General features: G+C 62.7%; 10 protein-coding genes, 1 tRNA gene and 1 pseudogene. 4 read left to right on the plus strand and 8 right to left on the minus strand.

The window, feature by feature from the left end; all coding sequences use genetic code 11:
- Nucleotides 1–4: 4 nt before the first annotated feature.
- The 7 genes from EU811_RS00545 to EU811_RS00575 all read right to left on the minus strand — a co-directional run bounded on the left by EU811_RS00545 (nt 5) and on the right by EU811_RS00575 (nt 6,445).
- Nucleotides 5–844, minus strand: coding sequence for an aldo/keto reductase (locus EU811_RS00545; protein WP_026005386.1), 840 nt, complete (start codon nt 842–844; stop codon nt 5–7).
- Between the two features lie 135 nt (nt 845–979).
- Nucleotides 980–1,420, minus strand: coding sequence for a hypothetical protein (locus tag EU811_RS00550; RefSeq protein ID WP_142936585.1), 441 nt, complete (start codon nt 1,418–1,420; stop codon nt 980–982).
- Between the two features lie 8 nt (nt 1,421–1,428).
- The gene (locus EU811_RS00555; protein ID WP_142936586.1) at nt 1,429–2,082 is read right to left on the minus strand and encodes a bacterial proteasome activator family protein; all 654 of its coding nucleotides are present in this window, start codon (nt 2,080–2,082) and stop codon (nt 1,429–1,431) included.
- 91 nt (nt 2,083–2,173) lie between these two features.
- The gene (locus tag EU811_RS00560; protein ID WP_011773592.1) at nt 2,174–2,365 is read right to left on the minus strand and encodes a YbdD/YjiX family protein; all 192 of its coding nucleotides are present in this window, start codon (nt 2,363–2,365) and stop codon (nt 2,174–2,176) included.
- A gap of 31 nt (nt 2,366–2,396) precedes the next feature.
- Nucleotides 2,397–4,667, minus strand: a complete 2,271-nt coding sequence (locus tag EU811_RS00565; protein ID WP_142936587.1) for a carbon starvation CstA family protein — start codon at nt 4,665–4,667, stop codon at nt 2,397–2,399.
- A 178-nt stretch (nt 4,668–4,845) separates the two neighbouring features.
- A complete protein-coding gene (locus tag EU811_RS00570; RefSeq protein ID WP_142936588.1) occupies nt 4,846–5,412 on the minus strand; it encodes a PadR family transcriptional regulator in 567 nt (188 codons plus the stop codon).
- A gap of 49 nt (nt 5,413–5,461) precedes the next feature.
- Complete coding sequence (locus tag EU811_RS00575) at nt 5,462–6,445, minus strand: NAD(P)H-quinone oxidoreductase (RefSeq protein WP_142936589.1); 984 nt, start codon at nt 6,443–6,445, stop codon at nt 5,462–5,464.
- Nucleotides 6,446–6,547: 102 nt separating this feature from the next.
- Here EU811_RS00575 and EU811_RS00580 point away from each other — a divergent pair.
- From EU811_RS00580 to EU811_RS00590, 3 genes are all read left to right on the plus strand, one after another.
- A tRNA-Ser gene (locus EU811_RS00580) sits at nt 6,548–6,635 on the plus strand.
- A gap of 236 nt (nt 6,636–6,871) precedes the next feature.
- Nucleotides 6,872–7,657, plus strand: coding sequence for a VOC family protein (locus EU811_RS00585; protein WP_142936590.1), 786 nt, complete (start codon nt 6,872–6,874; stop codon nt 7,655–7,657).
- A gap of 199 nt (nt 7,658–7,856) precedes the next feature.
- The gene (locus EU811_RS00590; protein ID WP_142936595.1) at nt 7,857–12,374 is read left to right on the plus strand and encodes an ExeM/NucH family extracellular endonuclease; all 4,518 of its coding nucleotides are present in this window, start codon (nt 7,857–7,859) and stop codon (nt 12,372–12,374) included.
- A 95-nt stretch (nt 12,375–12,469) separates the two neighbouring features.
- Here the strand turns inward: EU811_RS00590 and EU811_RS00595 are convergent, their stop codons facing one another.
- A complete protein-coding gene (locus EU811_RS00595) occupies nt 12,470–14,407 on the minus strand; it encodes an FAD/NAD(P)-binding protein (RefSeq protein ID WP_142936591.1) in 1,938 nt (645 codons plus the stop codon).
- A gap of 60 nt (nt 14,408–14,467) precedes the next feature.
- On the opposite strand from EU811_RS00595, the pseudogene EU811_RS00600 reads away from it, so the two are divergent.
- Nucleotides 14,468–16,695, plus strand: a pseudogene (locus EU811_RS00600) (prolyl oligopeptidase family serine peptidase).
- The last annotated feature ends 106 nt before the right edge of the window (nt 16,696–16,801 follow it).

The raw sequence follows: 16,801 nt of genomic DNA on the forward strand, positions 1-16,801 counted from the left end.
GCGTTTAGGCGAAGTCGGAGACTGCCGGGTCCGGGCCGATGCGGCCTTCAGCACCACGGTCCAGGCCGTTGATGGCCTCCACGTCGGTAGCGTCCAGCGTGACGTTGAGGGCCGCGAAGTTCTCCTGGATGCGGGACTCCGTGACGGACTTGGGGATCACCACGTTGCCGATGGCCAGGTGCCAGGCGATGACGACCTGGGCCGGGGTGGCGTCATGCTTGGCGGCGATCTCAGCCACGGTAGCGCTTTCAAGTAGCTCGCCACCTTGGCCCAGCGGCGACCAGGCCTGAGTCAGGATTCCCTTGGACGCGTTGAATTCGCGAAGATCAGCCTGGTTGAAGAACGGGTGGAGCTCCACCTGGTTGATGGCCGGAACAACACCGGTCTCGTCGATGATGTGCTGCAGGCCTTCCTTGGTGAAGTTGGAAACACCGATGGACTTGACCCGGCCGCGCTTTTTCAGCTCGATGAGGGCCTTCCAGGTGTCAACGTACTTTTCCTGCTTGGGCTGCTGCCAGTGGATCAGGTACAGGTCCAGGGTCTCCAGGCCGAGGCGGTCCATGGACTCCTCAAAGGCAGCGAGAGTGGATTCGTAGCCCTGGTCCGCGTTCCACAACTTGGTGGTGATGAAGATTTCCTCGGCAGAAAGACCGGAGGATGCAATGGCGCGGCCGACGCCTGCCTCGTTGCCGTAGATCTTGGCGGTATCGATGTGGCGGAACCCGGCTTCAAAAGCCTGGCGCACCACCTTTTCGGCTACATCGTCTTCAACTTGCCACACCCCGTAGCCGAGCTGGGGGATGGTGTTGCCGTCGTTGAAAGTAAGTGTTGGTGACGAAGTCATGTCTGCCATCCTGCCAGCCCGCGGCTATCAAAAGCGCCGAATATTACGCAGATAAGCTATGCGCTTAACTTCTTGCGCGCAGGGAATAGAAGCGCACGCCGGTAGTTGCGCACGCGCCCCATTGGGATGTGAGGGTCAATCTCCGAGTTGGCGCTCAGCGTCGGCTACCTGCTCGAATACCGACTCCGCCCGGCGCCGAACCGACAACGCGCCAACAGGGACGGGCCCCACGGCCAACCTCAACATGGCCGCAGCCTCAGCCGTAGTGGCCAACGAATTTCCTGCCTTGGACAGGGCGCGGTGGACTCCCGCTAGTGCTCCCGGGACATCCAGACCATCACTCGGGGACCGCTTCTGGGCCTCGACACAGATAGTCCTCACCCGTACCGACAATTCGGCAAGCTCGTTGGCTATCTCCACCAGCTCGTTATAGAGCTGCTCATCATCAACACCCTCAAGGACCTGGTGGTACCGGTCCAGTCCCCGATGGAAACGGTCATGGGCGCGGCGCCACAAGCCCTTGCCAAGCTCCACATCGTCTTTCCGTCCTTGACGGACGGCCCCAAAGAAACCCACGTGCGAACTCAGAGGTACTGACCCGGACCGTGGTCGGGGTCTTCCGGTCGGCCTTGCGGAGCAGCGCCGCCAGCACCCTGTGCGGCAGCCCGCTGCGGTTGGCCGTTTTCGCCGATCACAATGCCCGGTGCGATGACAGTTCCCGGCGGGAGTTGACGGAGCTGCATCTGCGCTGCAGCGTGTTCCTTGGCCGCTTGCTGCGCCGCAATTGCCGCCTGAATGCCATGGAACAAGCCCTCCAGCCAACCAACGAGTTGTGCCTGCGCGATGCGAAGCTCCGCATCGGAGGGCGCTTTATCGTCAGGGAAAGGCAAGCTGATTCGCTCCAGTTCCTCAATGAGTTCCGGAGCCAGCCCATCCTCAAGTTCCTTGATGGACCGCTCGTGAATCTCGGCAAGGCGATTGCGGGCAGCGTCGTCCAATGGTGCGGCTTTCACTTCCTCCAGGAGCTGGCGGACCATAGTGCCGATCCGCATCACCTTGGCGGGCTCGTCCACAAGATCGTGAAGGCTACCTCCCTTGGGTTTGGCATCCTTGGCCACCCCTTCCGTAAAAGGCTCCTGTCCGGCGGGCTTCTCAAGGCCCTCGTCCAGCGTGGTTCCCTCCACAGGGGTGTCGTCCGAAGCCTCATCCGTGGGCTGAATGTTGTTCAGATCGCTCATCCGTTCATACTCTCACGCGCTTCACGCGAACTTCTGTCCCAGCCCCGATTTTGGACTTCGTTCGTAGCGAAACCTCGTTCCGGCCGCCGCCTCAGCAGCACCTGCCCTGCGGGTTGCTGTCCTGCCGGTCCATCCGGTCCCGCCAGAACTCGCGTTCAGTCATGGCGGGCCCGGAATGGCCGCTTGCTTCGAAATGCTCAAGGTACTTCCGGTACGCGTCAGCACCCATGAGCGAGCCCATATAGGTGGCGAAGCCGCGGAGACCCTTCACTACGGTGTTCATCAGCGGCGTTCTTCAGCAGTTGTGTTGTTCATCAGTGGTGGCCGGCCTTCTGCGTCCGTTTCTCCGCAGGCAGGGCGTTCCACTCTGCGAGCAACTTTTTCTCGGCAGGAGTGGGGAACAACCCCGCCGGTGCGTACACCTTGGACGGCACCGTCGGGTCTTCATGATCCTGGCCGCCACCCGCGCGGATTGCCTTGACGGTTGCCAGGAGGGCGGCGACGATCACGATGATGCTCAACGTCACGAAGATGACCGAAAGTACGCCTTGGATCATGGTGTTGCGGACCACGGCTTCCATCGCGGCGACGGTCTTGGCAGTGCCGAACTCCGTCTTTCCATCAGCCAATGCCTTGGAGAACGCCTGGTTGTTGGCGAAGTAACCCACGGCCGGGACCGGCGAGAAAATCTTGTGGAAGCTGGCGGTGATGGTCACAACAGCTGCAAAAGTCAGCGGAACAGCTACGATCCACAGCCATTTGAACACTCCACGCTTTGCAGTGATGGCAAGGCACACAGCCAGTGCAATGGCTGCCAGCAACTGGTTGGCGATGCCGAAGAGCGGGAACAGCGTGTTGATGCCACCCAGCGGATCAGTGACGCCCATGAGGAGCACGGCACCCCACGCACCCACCATGATGGCAGTGCACAGCCAGGCACCAGGACGCCATGAGGCTTCCTTGAACTTGGGAATGAAGTTGCCGATGGAATCCTGAAGCATGAACCGGGCGACGCGGGTTCCTGCGTCCACGGCGGTGAGGATGAACAGTGCTTCGAACATGATGGCGAAGTGGTACCAGAAAGCCATCATTCCGGGTCCGCCGATGAACTGCTGCATGATGTGGGCCAAACCGACAGCCAAGGTGGGAGCGCCGCCCGAACGGGAAATGATGCTCTCCTCGCCCACGTCCTTGGCAGTCTGGGCCAGCACGTCCGGGGTGATGTTGACGTTGGCCAAGCCAAGGCTGTTGACCCATTGCGCCGCAGATTCCACGGTGCCGCCGGTGAGTGCCAGGGGTGCGTTCATGGCGAAGTAGATGCCACGGTCGATCGAGATCGCGGCTACCAAAGCCATAATGGCCACGAAGGATTCCATCAGCATGCCGCCGTAGCCGATAAAGCGGGTCTGCCGTTCCTTCTCGATCAGCTTGGGGGTGGTCCCCGAGGAGATCAGGGCGTGAAAGCCGGACAGGGCGCCACAGGCGATGGTGACGAACAGGAAGGGGAACAACGCCCCGGAGAAGACCGGGCCGTTTTCCCGGCTGGCGAACTCGCTGAACGCCGGGACTGTGATCTCCGGCCGCACCACAATGATGGCCAGCGCGAGCATCACGATCACGCCGATCTTCATGAAGGTGGAGAGATAGTCGCGCGGAGCCAGGAGCAGCCAGACGGGCAGGATTGCGGCGATGAAACCGTAAATGATGATGCCCCAGGCAATGGTGACCTTGTCCAGGTGGAAGAAGGCTGCACCCCACTCGGTACCGGCAACAGCGCCGCCTCCGATGATGGCTGCCATCAGGAGCACGAAGCCGATGATAGATACCTCCATCACCTTCCCCGGCCGGATGAACCGAAGGTAGACGCCCATGAAAAGCGCGATGGGGATGGTCATGCCCACAGAGAACACGCCCCAAGGACTTTCACCCAGGGCATTGACCACTACCAAAGCAAGGATGGCCACAATGATGATCATGATCAGCAGCGTGGCCACCAGGGCTGCCGTACCGCCGATGACGCCGAGTTCCTCCCGCGCCATCTGGCCAAGTGAACGGCCACCACGGCGCATGGAGAAGAACATGACCAGGTAGTCCTGCACGGCGCCGGCGAGAACGACGCCGATGATGATCCAGATAGTGCCGGGAAGGTAGCCCATCTGAGCCGCAATGACAGGTCCAACCAGCGGTCCGGCACCGGCAATGGCGGCGAAGTGATGGCCGAACAACACGTTTCTGTCAGTACGGACGTAGTCCTTGCCATCAGCTTTGTACTCAGCTGGAGTGGCGCGGCGGTCATCCGGCTTGAGCAGATAGCGCTCAATGACTTTGGAGTAGAAGCGGTAGCCGATCAGGTAGGTGCAAACAGCCGCGAAAACGAACCAGATGGCGTTGACGGTCTCGCCGCGGACCAACGCCAGCATGAACCACGCCACCGCTCCCAGCAGCGAAATACCAATCCACAGTCCGATTTTGGCCGGGGTCCAGTTGCGTTCCTCCGCCTCACGGACAGAATCATCCACGGCCGAAGGCGGCAGGGTGGGATCCAGTCCTTCCGCGAGTCCGGATTGGTCAGAAATCTTGCCCATATCTCCTCCTTGAGAACTGCTGCGGTGATGGGTACTGCTGCGGTGACGGCTATTGCGGTGGGGACCGCTGCACTTCCGGTACTTCTCCTCACCTTAACAACCAACACGGACACGATAGGGCGGCACACGCCCACCGTCTGCAGGTTCGCGGCGAACGGTCGTTCCCCTGCGCCGGACGTCAGCTCAACCGTTTGGGAGCAGCTTGGCTCGATCCCCCGTTTGCCTGGCCTTGCACCGTGCGGGCCTCGCAAAGATCCAACCACCGGACTTCCGCTTCGGCCTGGAAAATCAAGGAATCGAGCACCAGCAGCCACGCGGTATCCGAGGACCGCTGATTGGCCGAGACGGCTTTTCTGGCCTGCGTGTGCTCTTGCAGGGCCTTGACAGATACTTCTCGTTGGGACTGAATCACCGCAGAAGTGTCCACGCCCGGAAGGGTCACTGCGAGCGCCAACTTGATGGCAATCTCATTCCGAGGAGGATTGCCCCGGTCCACTGCACCGGCGAACCACGCTTCGACTTCCCCAGCCCCGGCGTCAGTGATGCTGTAGATGACGTGCCCGCCGCCGTCGTCGCCGTCTTTACTCACCAAGCCGTCGCGCTCAAGCCTATCCAACGTGGTGTAGACCTGGCCGATGTTCAACGGCCACGCGGCGCCCGTGCGGTCTTCGAATTCGACTCGCAGCTCGTAACCGTACCGCGGCTGATCCTGGAGCAGGGCCAGCAGGCTGTGCCGGATGGACATGTGGCTCCTCGCTGCAGTGGGTCGAATGGACGGCGGGCGAACGGGCTTACTAGAGGAGCAGGAGGACTTTGCCCACGTGCTCGCCGGAGTCGAAGTACTGGTGTGCTTCCTGGACTTGCTCAAGGGGGAAGGACTTGGCCACCAGGGGCCTGATCCTGCCATCGGTCAGCATGGGCCAGACGAACTCGCGGACGCCAGAGATGATGATTCCCTTTTCAGCCACCGGTCGCGGCCTCAGCGCTGTGCCAATGACAGCAGCCCTCTTGCTAAGGAGTTGCCCGAGGTTGATCTCGGCTTTTGCGCCACCTTGCAGGCCGATGACGATCAGTCGGCCATAGTCTGCGAGAGCATCAATGTTCTGTTGCAGATATTTGGCACCCACGACGTCGAGGATAACGTCCGCGCCTTTGCCTCCGTTGCGTGCCTTGAGACTTTCAGCGAAGTCCTCTTCGGCATAATTGATGGCGATATCGGCGCCGAGGAAGGCCTTGGCTGTACCGACTTTCTCATCCGTGCCGGCCGTGGTTGCCACGTGCGCGCCATAGGCCTTGGCCAGTTGGATGGCCATGGTGCCGATGCCGCCCGTTGCACCGTGGATGAGTACAGTCTCGCCGGGTTGCAATTGTGCGGTCATGATCAGGTTCGAATACACAGTGGCTGCAACTTCAGGCAGGGAAGCCGCAGTTATCAGGTCCACGCCTTCGGGCACCCGCAGGACTTGCTCGGCCGGAACTGCCACTTGCTGGGCGTAGCCGCCACCAGACAACAGTGCCACCACTTTGTCTCCCACGGAGAACGCTTTAGTGACGCCGGGGCCGAAAGCGGCTATGCGACCGGAAACTTCCAGGCCCGGAACTTCCGATGCCCCCGGGGGCGGCGGGTAGAACCCTCTGCGCTGCTGGACATCGGCGCGGTTCAGTCCCGCAGCCACGACGTCGATCAGGACCTCGCCCTCGCCGGGCACCGGAGAAGGGACCTCGCGGATTTCGAGGACTTCGGGCCCGCCCGGCTCTGAGATGTAGACGGCTTTCATGACGAACTCCCGGTTTCTTGCTTGTCCTCCAGACCCCGGGGCAGGGGCTGGAATACGTGATGTTTTGGAACAGCCAACTCCCTATGAAACACTACTAGGCGAGGAAGGTTGTCCGAGCGGCCTAAGGAGCTGGTCTTGAAAACCAGTGTGCGGTAACCCCGTACCAAGGGTTCAAATCCCTTACCTTCCGCAAATGAGGTGCCCCGGGTCCCAGGACCCGGGGCATTCTTGTGCCTGCGGGCGTGTTGCGCCAACGCAGTTCCCGCGCGGCTTCGGTGCAGCTGCAGCGCGGCTCCCGCGGAACTGAGAACTGACACCCGGAAGATCATTGAAACTGTCAGAGCCCCCGCATAGTGTTCTTCCTGTCTTCACATCGCAGACATCAGTCGCAGCTTTTGCCACGGCGCAACAACAGGAGCTTCATCTATGCCCAAGCCTGACATCACTCCCGGTTCCCCTTGCTGGATCGACCTCATGACGTCCCATACTGAGAAGGCCAAGGCCTTCTACACGGCACTTTTCGGCTGGACCTATGAGACCGGAGACCAGGAAAAGTACGGTGGCTACATCACCGCTTTCAAGGACGGCCGGATGGTGGCAGGCATCATGGAGAAGCAGGCGGACATGGGTGCCATGCCGGACGTGTGGTCCACTTACCTGCGCACCGATGACATCGCAGCCACCACTGAGGCAGCGGCAGCCAACGGCGGACAGGTGCTCCTGGAACCCATGGAGGTGCCTGAGCAGGGCAGCATGGCCATGTATGGGGATGCCGCGGGCGCCGCCATCGGCGCCTGGCAGTTCGGCGAGATGAAAGGCTACGAGGTCGCGGCAGAAGCCGGGGCTCCGGCCTGGCACGAACTTCTTGCCAAGGACTACGAGTCCGCTGTCACCTTCTATCAGAAGGTCTTCGGCTGGGACACGGCAGTCATGAGCGACACCCCGGATTTCCGTTACGTAACGCTTGGGGCCGGTGACGACGCCAAGGCAGGCATCATGGACGCCTCCGGTTTCCTGCCCGAACAGGTCCCCTCCATGTGGAGCGTGTATTTCGCGGTGGAAGACACCAATGTCAGCGTGGAGCAAGCCACGGCTCTCGGTGCCACCGTCATGCAGCCCGCGGAGGACACACCTTTCGGCCGGCTGGCCACCTTGTCGGACCCCACGGGAGCCGTCTTCAAGGTCATTCAGGACCTGGGGCAAACCAGCTAGTCGCGGAACTACCGGGCCGTTGCTCGGTCCCCCATTGTTGACCCCGGGTCAACCCTCCATTCATCCGTTCGTGTTCAGCTAGGTCCGAGGCAGCTTTACCCGGGAGTAACTTCCGGCATTCGCCCACTTCACAAGACAGTGGGCGCCATTCATGGAGCTCCACAGAGCTCACTGATGAAAGTTCAAGCGGATGAAATTTATGCATAGGAAATCCTTGGCGGGAACGGTCCTGTCAATGGGGTTGCTCGCGGCCCCGCTGACGGCCGCCCCAGCCATGGCAGCGGACGAACCTGCCGCCGCCGGTACCTCCCCGGTGGTGATCAACGAGGCCTACCTCAGCGGCGGGAGCAACGGCGCGGCCTTCAAGAACAAGTTCGTGGAGCTGTACAACTCCTCGGACGCGCCGGTCAGCCTGGCCGGATGGTCCCTGCAGTACAGGTCTGCCACGGCTACGGCAGCACCCACGGGTGTCACCCCATTGACAGGCAGCATTCCCGCCAAGGGGTACTTCCTGGTCAAGGGTGCCACCAATAGCGGCACATCAACGGCGCCGGATCTACCCGCTGCCGATGTTCAGGCAACCGGCACGCTTAACCCCAGCGGAACCACGGGAACCCTGGTCCTGGCCAAACAGGCCACTGCAATCTCTTCACTTCCAGCAGGATCAGTGACGGGCAATGCAGCCATCGCCGACCTTCTGGGCTACGGCACCTCCAACACGTTTGAGACCGCCGTTGCCTCCGCACCCGCCGGCAACTCGGACGTCAAGAGCCTTAATCGCACCAATGGTGTGGACACCGACTCCAACGCGGCGGACTTCAGCCTCAGCGCCACCATCACTCCCACCGCCTCCAACGGCGGCGAAACACCGCCCGTAGACCCCCAGCCCGGGTTTAAGGCCATCGCCGAGATCCAGGGAACCGGCCCGGCCAGTCCGTTTGTGGGCAGCACCGTGACAACCAGCGGCAAGGTCACAGCCGTCTACGCAACCGGCGGTTTCAACGGCTACTACGTCCAAACCGCCGGAAGCGGCGGTGACAACGCGGGGGCGGCCAGGACGGCGTCGGACGCTTTGTTCGTCTATTCGCCGTCGACGGCGGCAGCGGTCCAGCCGGGCGACTACGTGCAACTCACCGGTGTGGTCAGCGAATTCGCCAGTCAAACCCAGCTGACCGTTGAGGCGGCGGGGTTGAAGAAGCTCACCGAGGCGGCACCGGAGGTCAAGTCCACGCCGTTCACGTTGCCTGCCAACGAGGCCGCGCGGGAAAGCCTGGAGGGTATGCTCGTGGCTCCTCAGGGTGACTTCACGGTCACGGACAACTATTCCCTGAACCAGTACGGTGAGATCGGCCTCGCAGCCGGCACATCCCCTCTGGTGCAGCCCACTGCTGTGGCAGCCTACGGCTCCGCCGAGCACGCGGCCGTGGTGGCGGACAACGCCCTGCGCGGTATCAAGCTCGACGACGGCGCGTCCACCAATTTCTTGAAGGACGCCTCCACCAAGGCCCAGCAACTTCCGTACCTGACCACGTCCGACCCTGTCCGTGTCGGCTCACCCGCAAAGTTCCGGACCGACGTCATTCTGGGCTACGGCAACAACTCCTGGAAGTTCCAGCCACTGACCGCCCTGACTGCGGCCAACGCTGACTCCGTCCAGCCTGCGAGCTTCACCGCCAGCAGGCCAACAGGCCCCGCTGACGTAGGTGGCAACCTCAAACTGGCCTCCTTCAACGTGCTGAACTACTTCCCCACCACCGGTGACCAGCTGGCAGGCTGTGTCTTCTACACCGATCGCGACGGCAACCCGATCACGGTCAAAGAGGGATGCAACGCCCGCGGTGCAGCCAATGCGGAGAACTTTGAGCGCCAGCAGAGCAAGATCGTCACGGCCATCACCAAGTCCGGCGCCGACGTCGTATCCCTCGAGGAAATCGAGAACTCGGCACAGTTCGGCAAGAACCGCGACGACGCCTTGTCCAAGCTGGTGGATGCCCTCAACGTCAAGACACCCGGTGTTTGGGACTACGTGCGCACTCCCGCCAACGCTCCCCCGCTGAGCGACGAGGACATGATCCGTACAGCGTTCATCTACAAGAAAGCCGTGGCCGAGCCCGTGGGTGAGTCCATCATCCACAATGACACCGTGGCTTTCGCAAGTGCCCGCAAGCCCCTCGCACAAGTGTTCAAGCCAGTTGGCGGAGACGATGACAAGAAGTTCATCGCGATCGTGAACCACTTCAAGTCCAAGGGCTCGGCAGCGACCCCGGATGACACTGACAAGGGCCAGGGCGCCTCGAACATCGCCCGTACCAAGCAGGCCGAATCCCTGCTGGCCTTCTCCAAGGACCTTCAGGCCTCGAAAGGCACAGACAAGGTCTTCCTCATTGGTGACTTCAACGCCTACTCCAAAGAAGATCCCATCAACGTCCTGACGGGCGCCGGCTACACGGACCTGGAAGCCGGCACCGGCAAGCACTCCTACCTGTTCGGTGGCATGGTCGGCTCCCTGGACCACATCCTCGCGTCCCCGGCCGCCCACAAAGTGGTCACCGGAACTGACATCTGGAACATCAACTCCGTAGAGTCTGTCGCGCTGGAGTACAGCAGGTATAACAACAATGTGACCAACTACTATGCCGGTGACGAGTTCCGGGCCAGCGACCACGACCCCGTGGTGGTGGGCCTGAACCTGACTGCCGACGAACCGGCAACTGTTGACCTGCAGTTCCTGGGTATCAACGACTTCCACGGCCGGATCGACTCCAACACAGTCCTCTTCGCCGGAACAGTCGAGAAGCTCCGGGCGGCAGCAGCTCCCGGCGCTACGGCCTTCATTTCCGCCGGCGACAACATCGGTGCTTCCCTCTTCGCTTCCGCAGTAGCGAAGGACCAGCCCACCATCGACGTCTTGAACGCGCTCGAATTGCAGGCTTCCGCTGTGGGCAACCACGAGTTCGACGGCGGTTGGGCGGACCTGCGCGACCGCGTCGTCGCTGGAGGTACCAACGCGAAGTTCGCCTACTTGGGTGCAAACGTCTATCAGAAGGGCACCACCACACCGGTCCTGCCGGAGTACAAGGTGCTGGACATGAACGGCATGCGGGTGGCAGTGATCGGTACTGTGACGCAGGAAGTTCCTTCCCTGGTGACGCCGGCCGGAATTGCGGATCTGGAGTTCGGCGATCCTGTGGAAGCCATCAACCGGGTGGCCGCGAAGATCAAGGCCGACAACCTGGCAGACCTCATCATCGTGGAAAACCACGATGGCGCTGCCTCCGGAACGCCCGAAGGTGCCACGTTGGAACAGGAAGTTGCAGCCGGCGGGCCGTTCGCCAAACTCGTCAACGAAACCACTGCTGACGTCGCCGCGATTTTCACGGGACACACGCACAAGGAATATGCCTGGGACGCTCCGATCCTGAACGCCAGCGGTCAGCCCACCGGCAAGACCCGCCCGATCGTGCAGACCGGCAACTACGGTGAAAACGTGGGAACCGTGACCCTCACAGTGGACACAGCAAGCAAAACAGTGACCGCTTACAAGGCCGCAGTCGTGGACCGGACAACCGATACCGCGGACAGCCTCGTTGCTGCCTACCCGCGGGTGGCCGCTGTGAAGACCATCGTGGACAAGGCCCTCGCGGAGGCTGCCGTCATTGGCAACCAGCCCGTAGGCTCAGTAACCGCTGATATCACCACCGCCTTCACCCCGGATCCGGCGGGCGGCGCCCCCAAGCGGGACGATCGCGCGAGTGAGTCCACGCTGGGCAACCTGGTGGCGGATTCCCTGGTGGACACGCTCAAGGCGCCTGAACTCGGTGCAGCGGAGATCGGCGTCGTAAACCCCGGCGGCCTGCGTAATGAGCTGTACTACGCGCCCGATGGCACCATCACCTACGCCGAAGCCAATGCCGTCCTGCCGTTCGTGAACAACCTTTGGACCACGTCCCTAACCGGCGCGCAGTTCAAGACGCTCCTGGAGCAGCAGTGGCAGACCAACGCCGACGGCACCATCCCCAGCCGCCCCTACCAGCAACTGGGTGTTTCCAAGAACGTCAACTACACCTACGACGCCGCTCGCCCCGCCGGGGACCGTATCACCGGCATCTGGGTGAACGGAGCCGTGATTGATCCTGCCAAGCAGTACAGGATCGGGACCTTCAGCTTCCTGGCTACCGGAGGTGACAACTTCCGGATTTTCAAGGAAGGCAGCAACACCAAGGACACTGGCCTGGTGGACCGCGATGCGTGGATCAAGTACCTGCAGGCACACAAGCCCGTGTCCCCGGACTTCGCACGCCGCTCTGTTGCGGTGGCCAACTCCACGGCGCCTGAGGTGAAGGCCGGAGACTCCATGGCTCTGGCGGTCTCCAAGCTGAACCTCACCTCCATCGGCAGCCCGGCCAACGCAACGCTGAACGCTGTGTTCGTAGATTCCAAGGGTGCAGCGATAGCGCTCGGCTCGGTCCCCGTGACCGCGGGAAGCGCCACTGTGGACCTCAAGGTTCCCGCAGCGGCAGCTGCAGGCACCGGAACCTTGGTGCTCTCCGCCGTCGAAAGCGGAACCGTAGTGAAGGCGCTGGTACAGGTGGCAGGGAGCGGCCCGAATCCGCCGCAGTGCACCGCGCCTACCAAGCCGTCAAAGTGGTACGACATTGCGGGATGGCTCAGGTACGCGTTTGCATGGCTGGAGTATCAACGGTGCCTGAGGGGCTGATCCGCTCCTTAGCGTGACCATGAAAAGCAGGGCCTCTCACCGCGTTGTTGGTGAGAGGCCCTGCTGCTGTTTGAACGTTGTGGCGCCCCGGGTCGTTAGCGGCCCAGAATGCTCCGGGCAATCTCGTCCGCATCGCGAAGGGTCCGTTGTCCGCTCGCGTAGGCCGGGCCGGTGCGCGGCCTCGCTTCCGCGGCAATGGCCGTACCCCACTGTGAAGCTGACAGTTGGAGGCCCAGGACATACAAGTCCTCCGTGACGGATCCGTTGGCTGCCAAGGGCCTGTAGGGGTGCGGTTCCACATCAAGCCCGGTGGTCTGCATGGGCGTTCCCTCAACACTCATCATGATCTTGGTGCGCACCAAACCATCTGCCATAAGCTGCTCCAGCAGCGGCGAGAGGTTGATGCCCACCCTGTTGGCCGGCGACATCGCCTCCACAAGTGTCCGCGCTTCCACCGGGGAGTCATGAACCCAAGGAGACACCGCCCGGAACACCCTGGCCCCGCGGTCCACACTGAACTTCGGGTCCGGGCCCACAAAACTTACGACGCCGGCACGCGCCAAAGCGGCCAACTGCTCCGAACGCAGCGCAGGCGCTCCGCTGGCCAGACCTTCAACGAATGACTCGAACCAGCCCCGCAAACCCGCCAGCCAGGATTCATCGGTGATCCCGCCATCCGCCACCACGGATTTGAGGATGGCCCGGCCGGTGTGAAGAGCCCCGATGGCCATCTTGACGGGGTCCGCCTCGCCCAGCGCCGAGCGGCGGGCATCATCATCAAGGTAGGCCGTGATAGCGGCGTCCAGCTCGCTCCGGGAGGCGAAAGTCCGGCCCGCGAGCGGCGCTGCGAGCCCTCTCAAATTCAGCCGGCGGGACGCGGCAACGTGTTTTTCAACGAGGTTCCCCACCTCAATTTCCCAGTTCGCAGTGGTGTGCGCATGCGGTTGGAGCGCATCCTCAAGATCGGCGAGGAACTGCGCGGGATCCTTGATCGCGGCGGGCTGGGACCGGGCAAGCGTTGAGTAGTAGGCCCACAGCGCATCGCGGTGAAGCAACGGCCAGAGGTCATGATCAAACCCGGGCTGGATGCCAGCCGCACGGAACCGGTCCACGGCGTCTTCTGTCAGGTAGCGCATGGTGATGCTGCTGGGGTAGTAGCCCGCCAAGCCCGCCTTGGCCCGGTACGGGGTGCCCCTGCGGGATGCAGCAATGATCCTTGGCTCCCGGCCCGAGGGCCGGTATTCGAGCACACCGGCGCCGGGTGAGCTGGCCTCAACGAACTTGCCGCCACGACCCTCCGTCAATTGACCCATGACGTCAAAGAAGTTCAAGCCCATGCCCCGGACCAGCACAGGTTCATTGTCCGGCACAGCCTGCCAATCAACGTCAGCCGGTGGAGCAGGCGGGAAGTACAGCAGGCCCTGCTCGTCCGCGGCACTCTTGAAAGAGCGCTGCTCAGGACTTAGCCGGGACTCGATGTGGCCCAGCGCGAGGACCACGGAACCGACGGTGAGCGTGCCGCCGTTGGCGAGTTCGACGTCGAATCCGTCCTCAACCGGGCGCGCCGCAAGGGCAAGTGTCTGATGGAAGGTGACCTCGACGCCGTCGGGCAGCCGTTCCAGCAAGCCCGCCAACGTTTGGCGAAGGTACCGTCCGTACAGTGCCCGGCTGGGGAAGTCGTGCGATTCGAGAGTGGCCAGCTCCGCCTTCTCGGCGTCGTTCAGTCCCACGCCATCACGACGACGGGCCTCCCGCCACTGATCAAACGAACCACCCGCGAGCGGCGGTGCGAGCTCAGAGTCCTCGGGGATGAGCGTGGGATAGAAAGACTGCGTGTTCATCAGGTACAGCCGGGACTGCTCCGGCTGCCACACGTGACCCGAACCGGCCGGGTAAGGGTCCACAACTTCGATACGAAGGGTGGCCCCTGGCTGTGTGTCCGCAGCCCAATTCGCGAGCAACCTCTCAAGGACACTGGTGCCCCGAGGGCCGGCCCCAATCAGGGCAACACGTTTGGTCTGCGATTTAGCCACGCTCAAGCCTAACTTCTGCGTGACTTGCTTACCGTCGAAGAGTGTTGCTTGGATGGGGCGATGACCACCACAGAAGCTGATCAATCGCCACTTCCCAACAACGAGACCGCGCAGGCCCGCAGCCCGCGGCATGCAGCGGACGTTGCACCTGAGCCAACGGACGAAAACGTCTGGCTTGAGGACATCCACGGCGAAGAGCAACTGGCGTGGGTCCGCGAGCAGAATGCCCGCACCGAGGAATTGCTGGAGGACGCCGAATACGAGGCCGTTGAGGCCGGCATCCTGGAGGTCCTCGACTCCACCGATCGCATCGCAATGGTCTCCAAACGCGGCGATTTCCCCACAACTTCTGGAAAGACCAGGAACACCCCAAGGGCCTCTGGCGCCGCACCACCTGGGAAAGCTACCTCACCGAGGAACCCGAGTGGGACGTTCTGCTGGACGTCGACGCCCTCGCCGCCGCTGAAGGCGTCGAGTGGGTGTTCCATGGGGCCGGTTTCCTCCGTCCGGACGACGGCTCCGAGTACCGCCTGGCCATGGTTTCGCTCTCCCCCGACGGCGGCGACGCGGACCGCCACCGCGAGTTCGACGTCGAATCCCGCACCTTCATGGAGGGTGGCTTTGACCTGCCCACAGCCAAAGGCAACGTCAGCTGGCTGGACGCCGACACTTTGCTGGTCTCCAGCACAGCCGAAGGCCTGCCCGCCACATCGTCGTCCTATGCGCGTACCGGTGTTAAGCTCCGCCGCGGCCAGTCCCTGGCCGACGCTGAGCGCCTCTTCGAAATCCCCGAGGACCACATGCTGGCCATGGTGGCCCACGACTCCACCCCGGGTTACGAGCGGACTTTCGCCGTGGACTACATCGACTTCTACAACCGCACCACATCCCTGCGGCGCGACGACACGTGGGTGGCAATCGACGTTCCCACCGACGTGAACATCAGCGCCCACCGGGACTGGCTGCTGTTCCGCCCGCAAAAAGACTGGGAGGTTGCCGGCGTTGTCTACCCTGCCGGTTCCTTGCTGGCCGCCGACTTCGACTCCTATCTGGCAGGGACCCGTTCTCTGCTGGTCCTGTTCACGCCGGATGCCCACACGTCTCTGCAGTCCTGGAGCTGGACCAAGGACTACCTCCTACTGAACCTCCTGCGCGATGTCTCCTCCGAGATCCGCGTGCTTGACCCGTCTGTTGTTGACTCCGATGGGGTGTGGGCATCCACTGTCCTGGACGCCTGCCCTCCCCTGCACGACGTCAATGCCTACGCCGTGGACGACGAAGACACCGGCGCTGAAGGCAACGACTTCTGGCTGGTGGCCACGGGCTTCACCACGCCGACGACGTTGACTCGAGGAACTCTTGTTGCAGCCTCTTCCGGGGGCTCCGGGGTGGGTAGCCGCCACGCCGAAGTGAAGCGGTCGCCGTCGTTCTTTACCGAAGCCGACTACGAAGTCCAGCAACACTTCGCGGAGTCTGCGGACGGCACCCGCGTGCCGTACTTCCAGGTTGCTTCGAAAGATCTGGTGTTGGACGGCCAGAACCCCACGCAGCTCTCCGGCTATGGAGGCTTCGAAGTTTCCCGGACCCCCGCGTACAGCGGAACGGTAGGCCGGGCATGGCTTGAGCGCCGGACCTCGGGCGCAGCGTCCGACGACGGAGCTGCCGCCCACTCGCGTGGCGGCGTTTACGTGGTTGCCAACATCCGCGGAGGCGGCGAATACGGTCCCTCCTGGCACCGCGCGGCCCTTAAGGAAAACCGACACCGTGCCTACGAGGACTTCGCCGCCGTAGCGAAGGACCTCATCTCTCGTGGCGTTACCAGCCGGCGCCGGCTCGGTTGCGTCGGTGGTTCCAACGGCGGGCTCCTGGTGGGAAACATGCTGACCCAGTACCCCGAATTGTTCGGCGCCGTGTCCTGCGGAGTGCCGCTCCTGGACATGCGCCGCTACACCAAGCTCTCCGCCGGTTACTCCTGGATTGCCGAATATGGCGACCCGGATGTCCCGGCGCAATGGGAGTTCATCCGCACCTTCTCGCCGTACCACTTGCTTCACGACGGCGTGGAATACCCGGAAACCTTCATCTGGACTGCCACCTCGGATGACCGGGTGGGTCCTGTCCAAGCCCGCAAAATGGCAGCGCGCATGCAGGCCATGGGCATCCCGAACGTCTGGTTCCATGAAGCCCTGGAAGGCGGCCACGCGGGAGCCTCCGACAACAGGCAGGCGGCAGCGCTTCAGGCCCGGAGCAACCACTTCCTGTGGCGTTCGCTGGCTGGGAGCCACTGACACCCAGGGCCCCCTGCGCCGGCCCTCGGCCCCGGCCCCCGCTTCGATGGTTCCCTGCTGAGAGTGCCGCGCGCACGGCATGTCTGGCAGGGAACCATCGAAATGG

The organism is Arthrobacter sp. TS-15, from assembly GCF_006964045.1.
GTDB lineage: Bacteria > Actinomycetota > Actinomycetes > Actinomycetales > Micrococcaceae > Arthrobacter.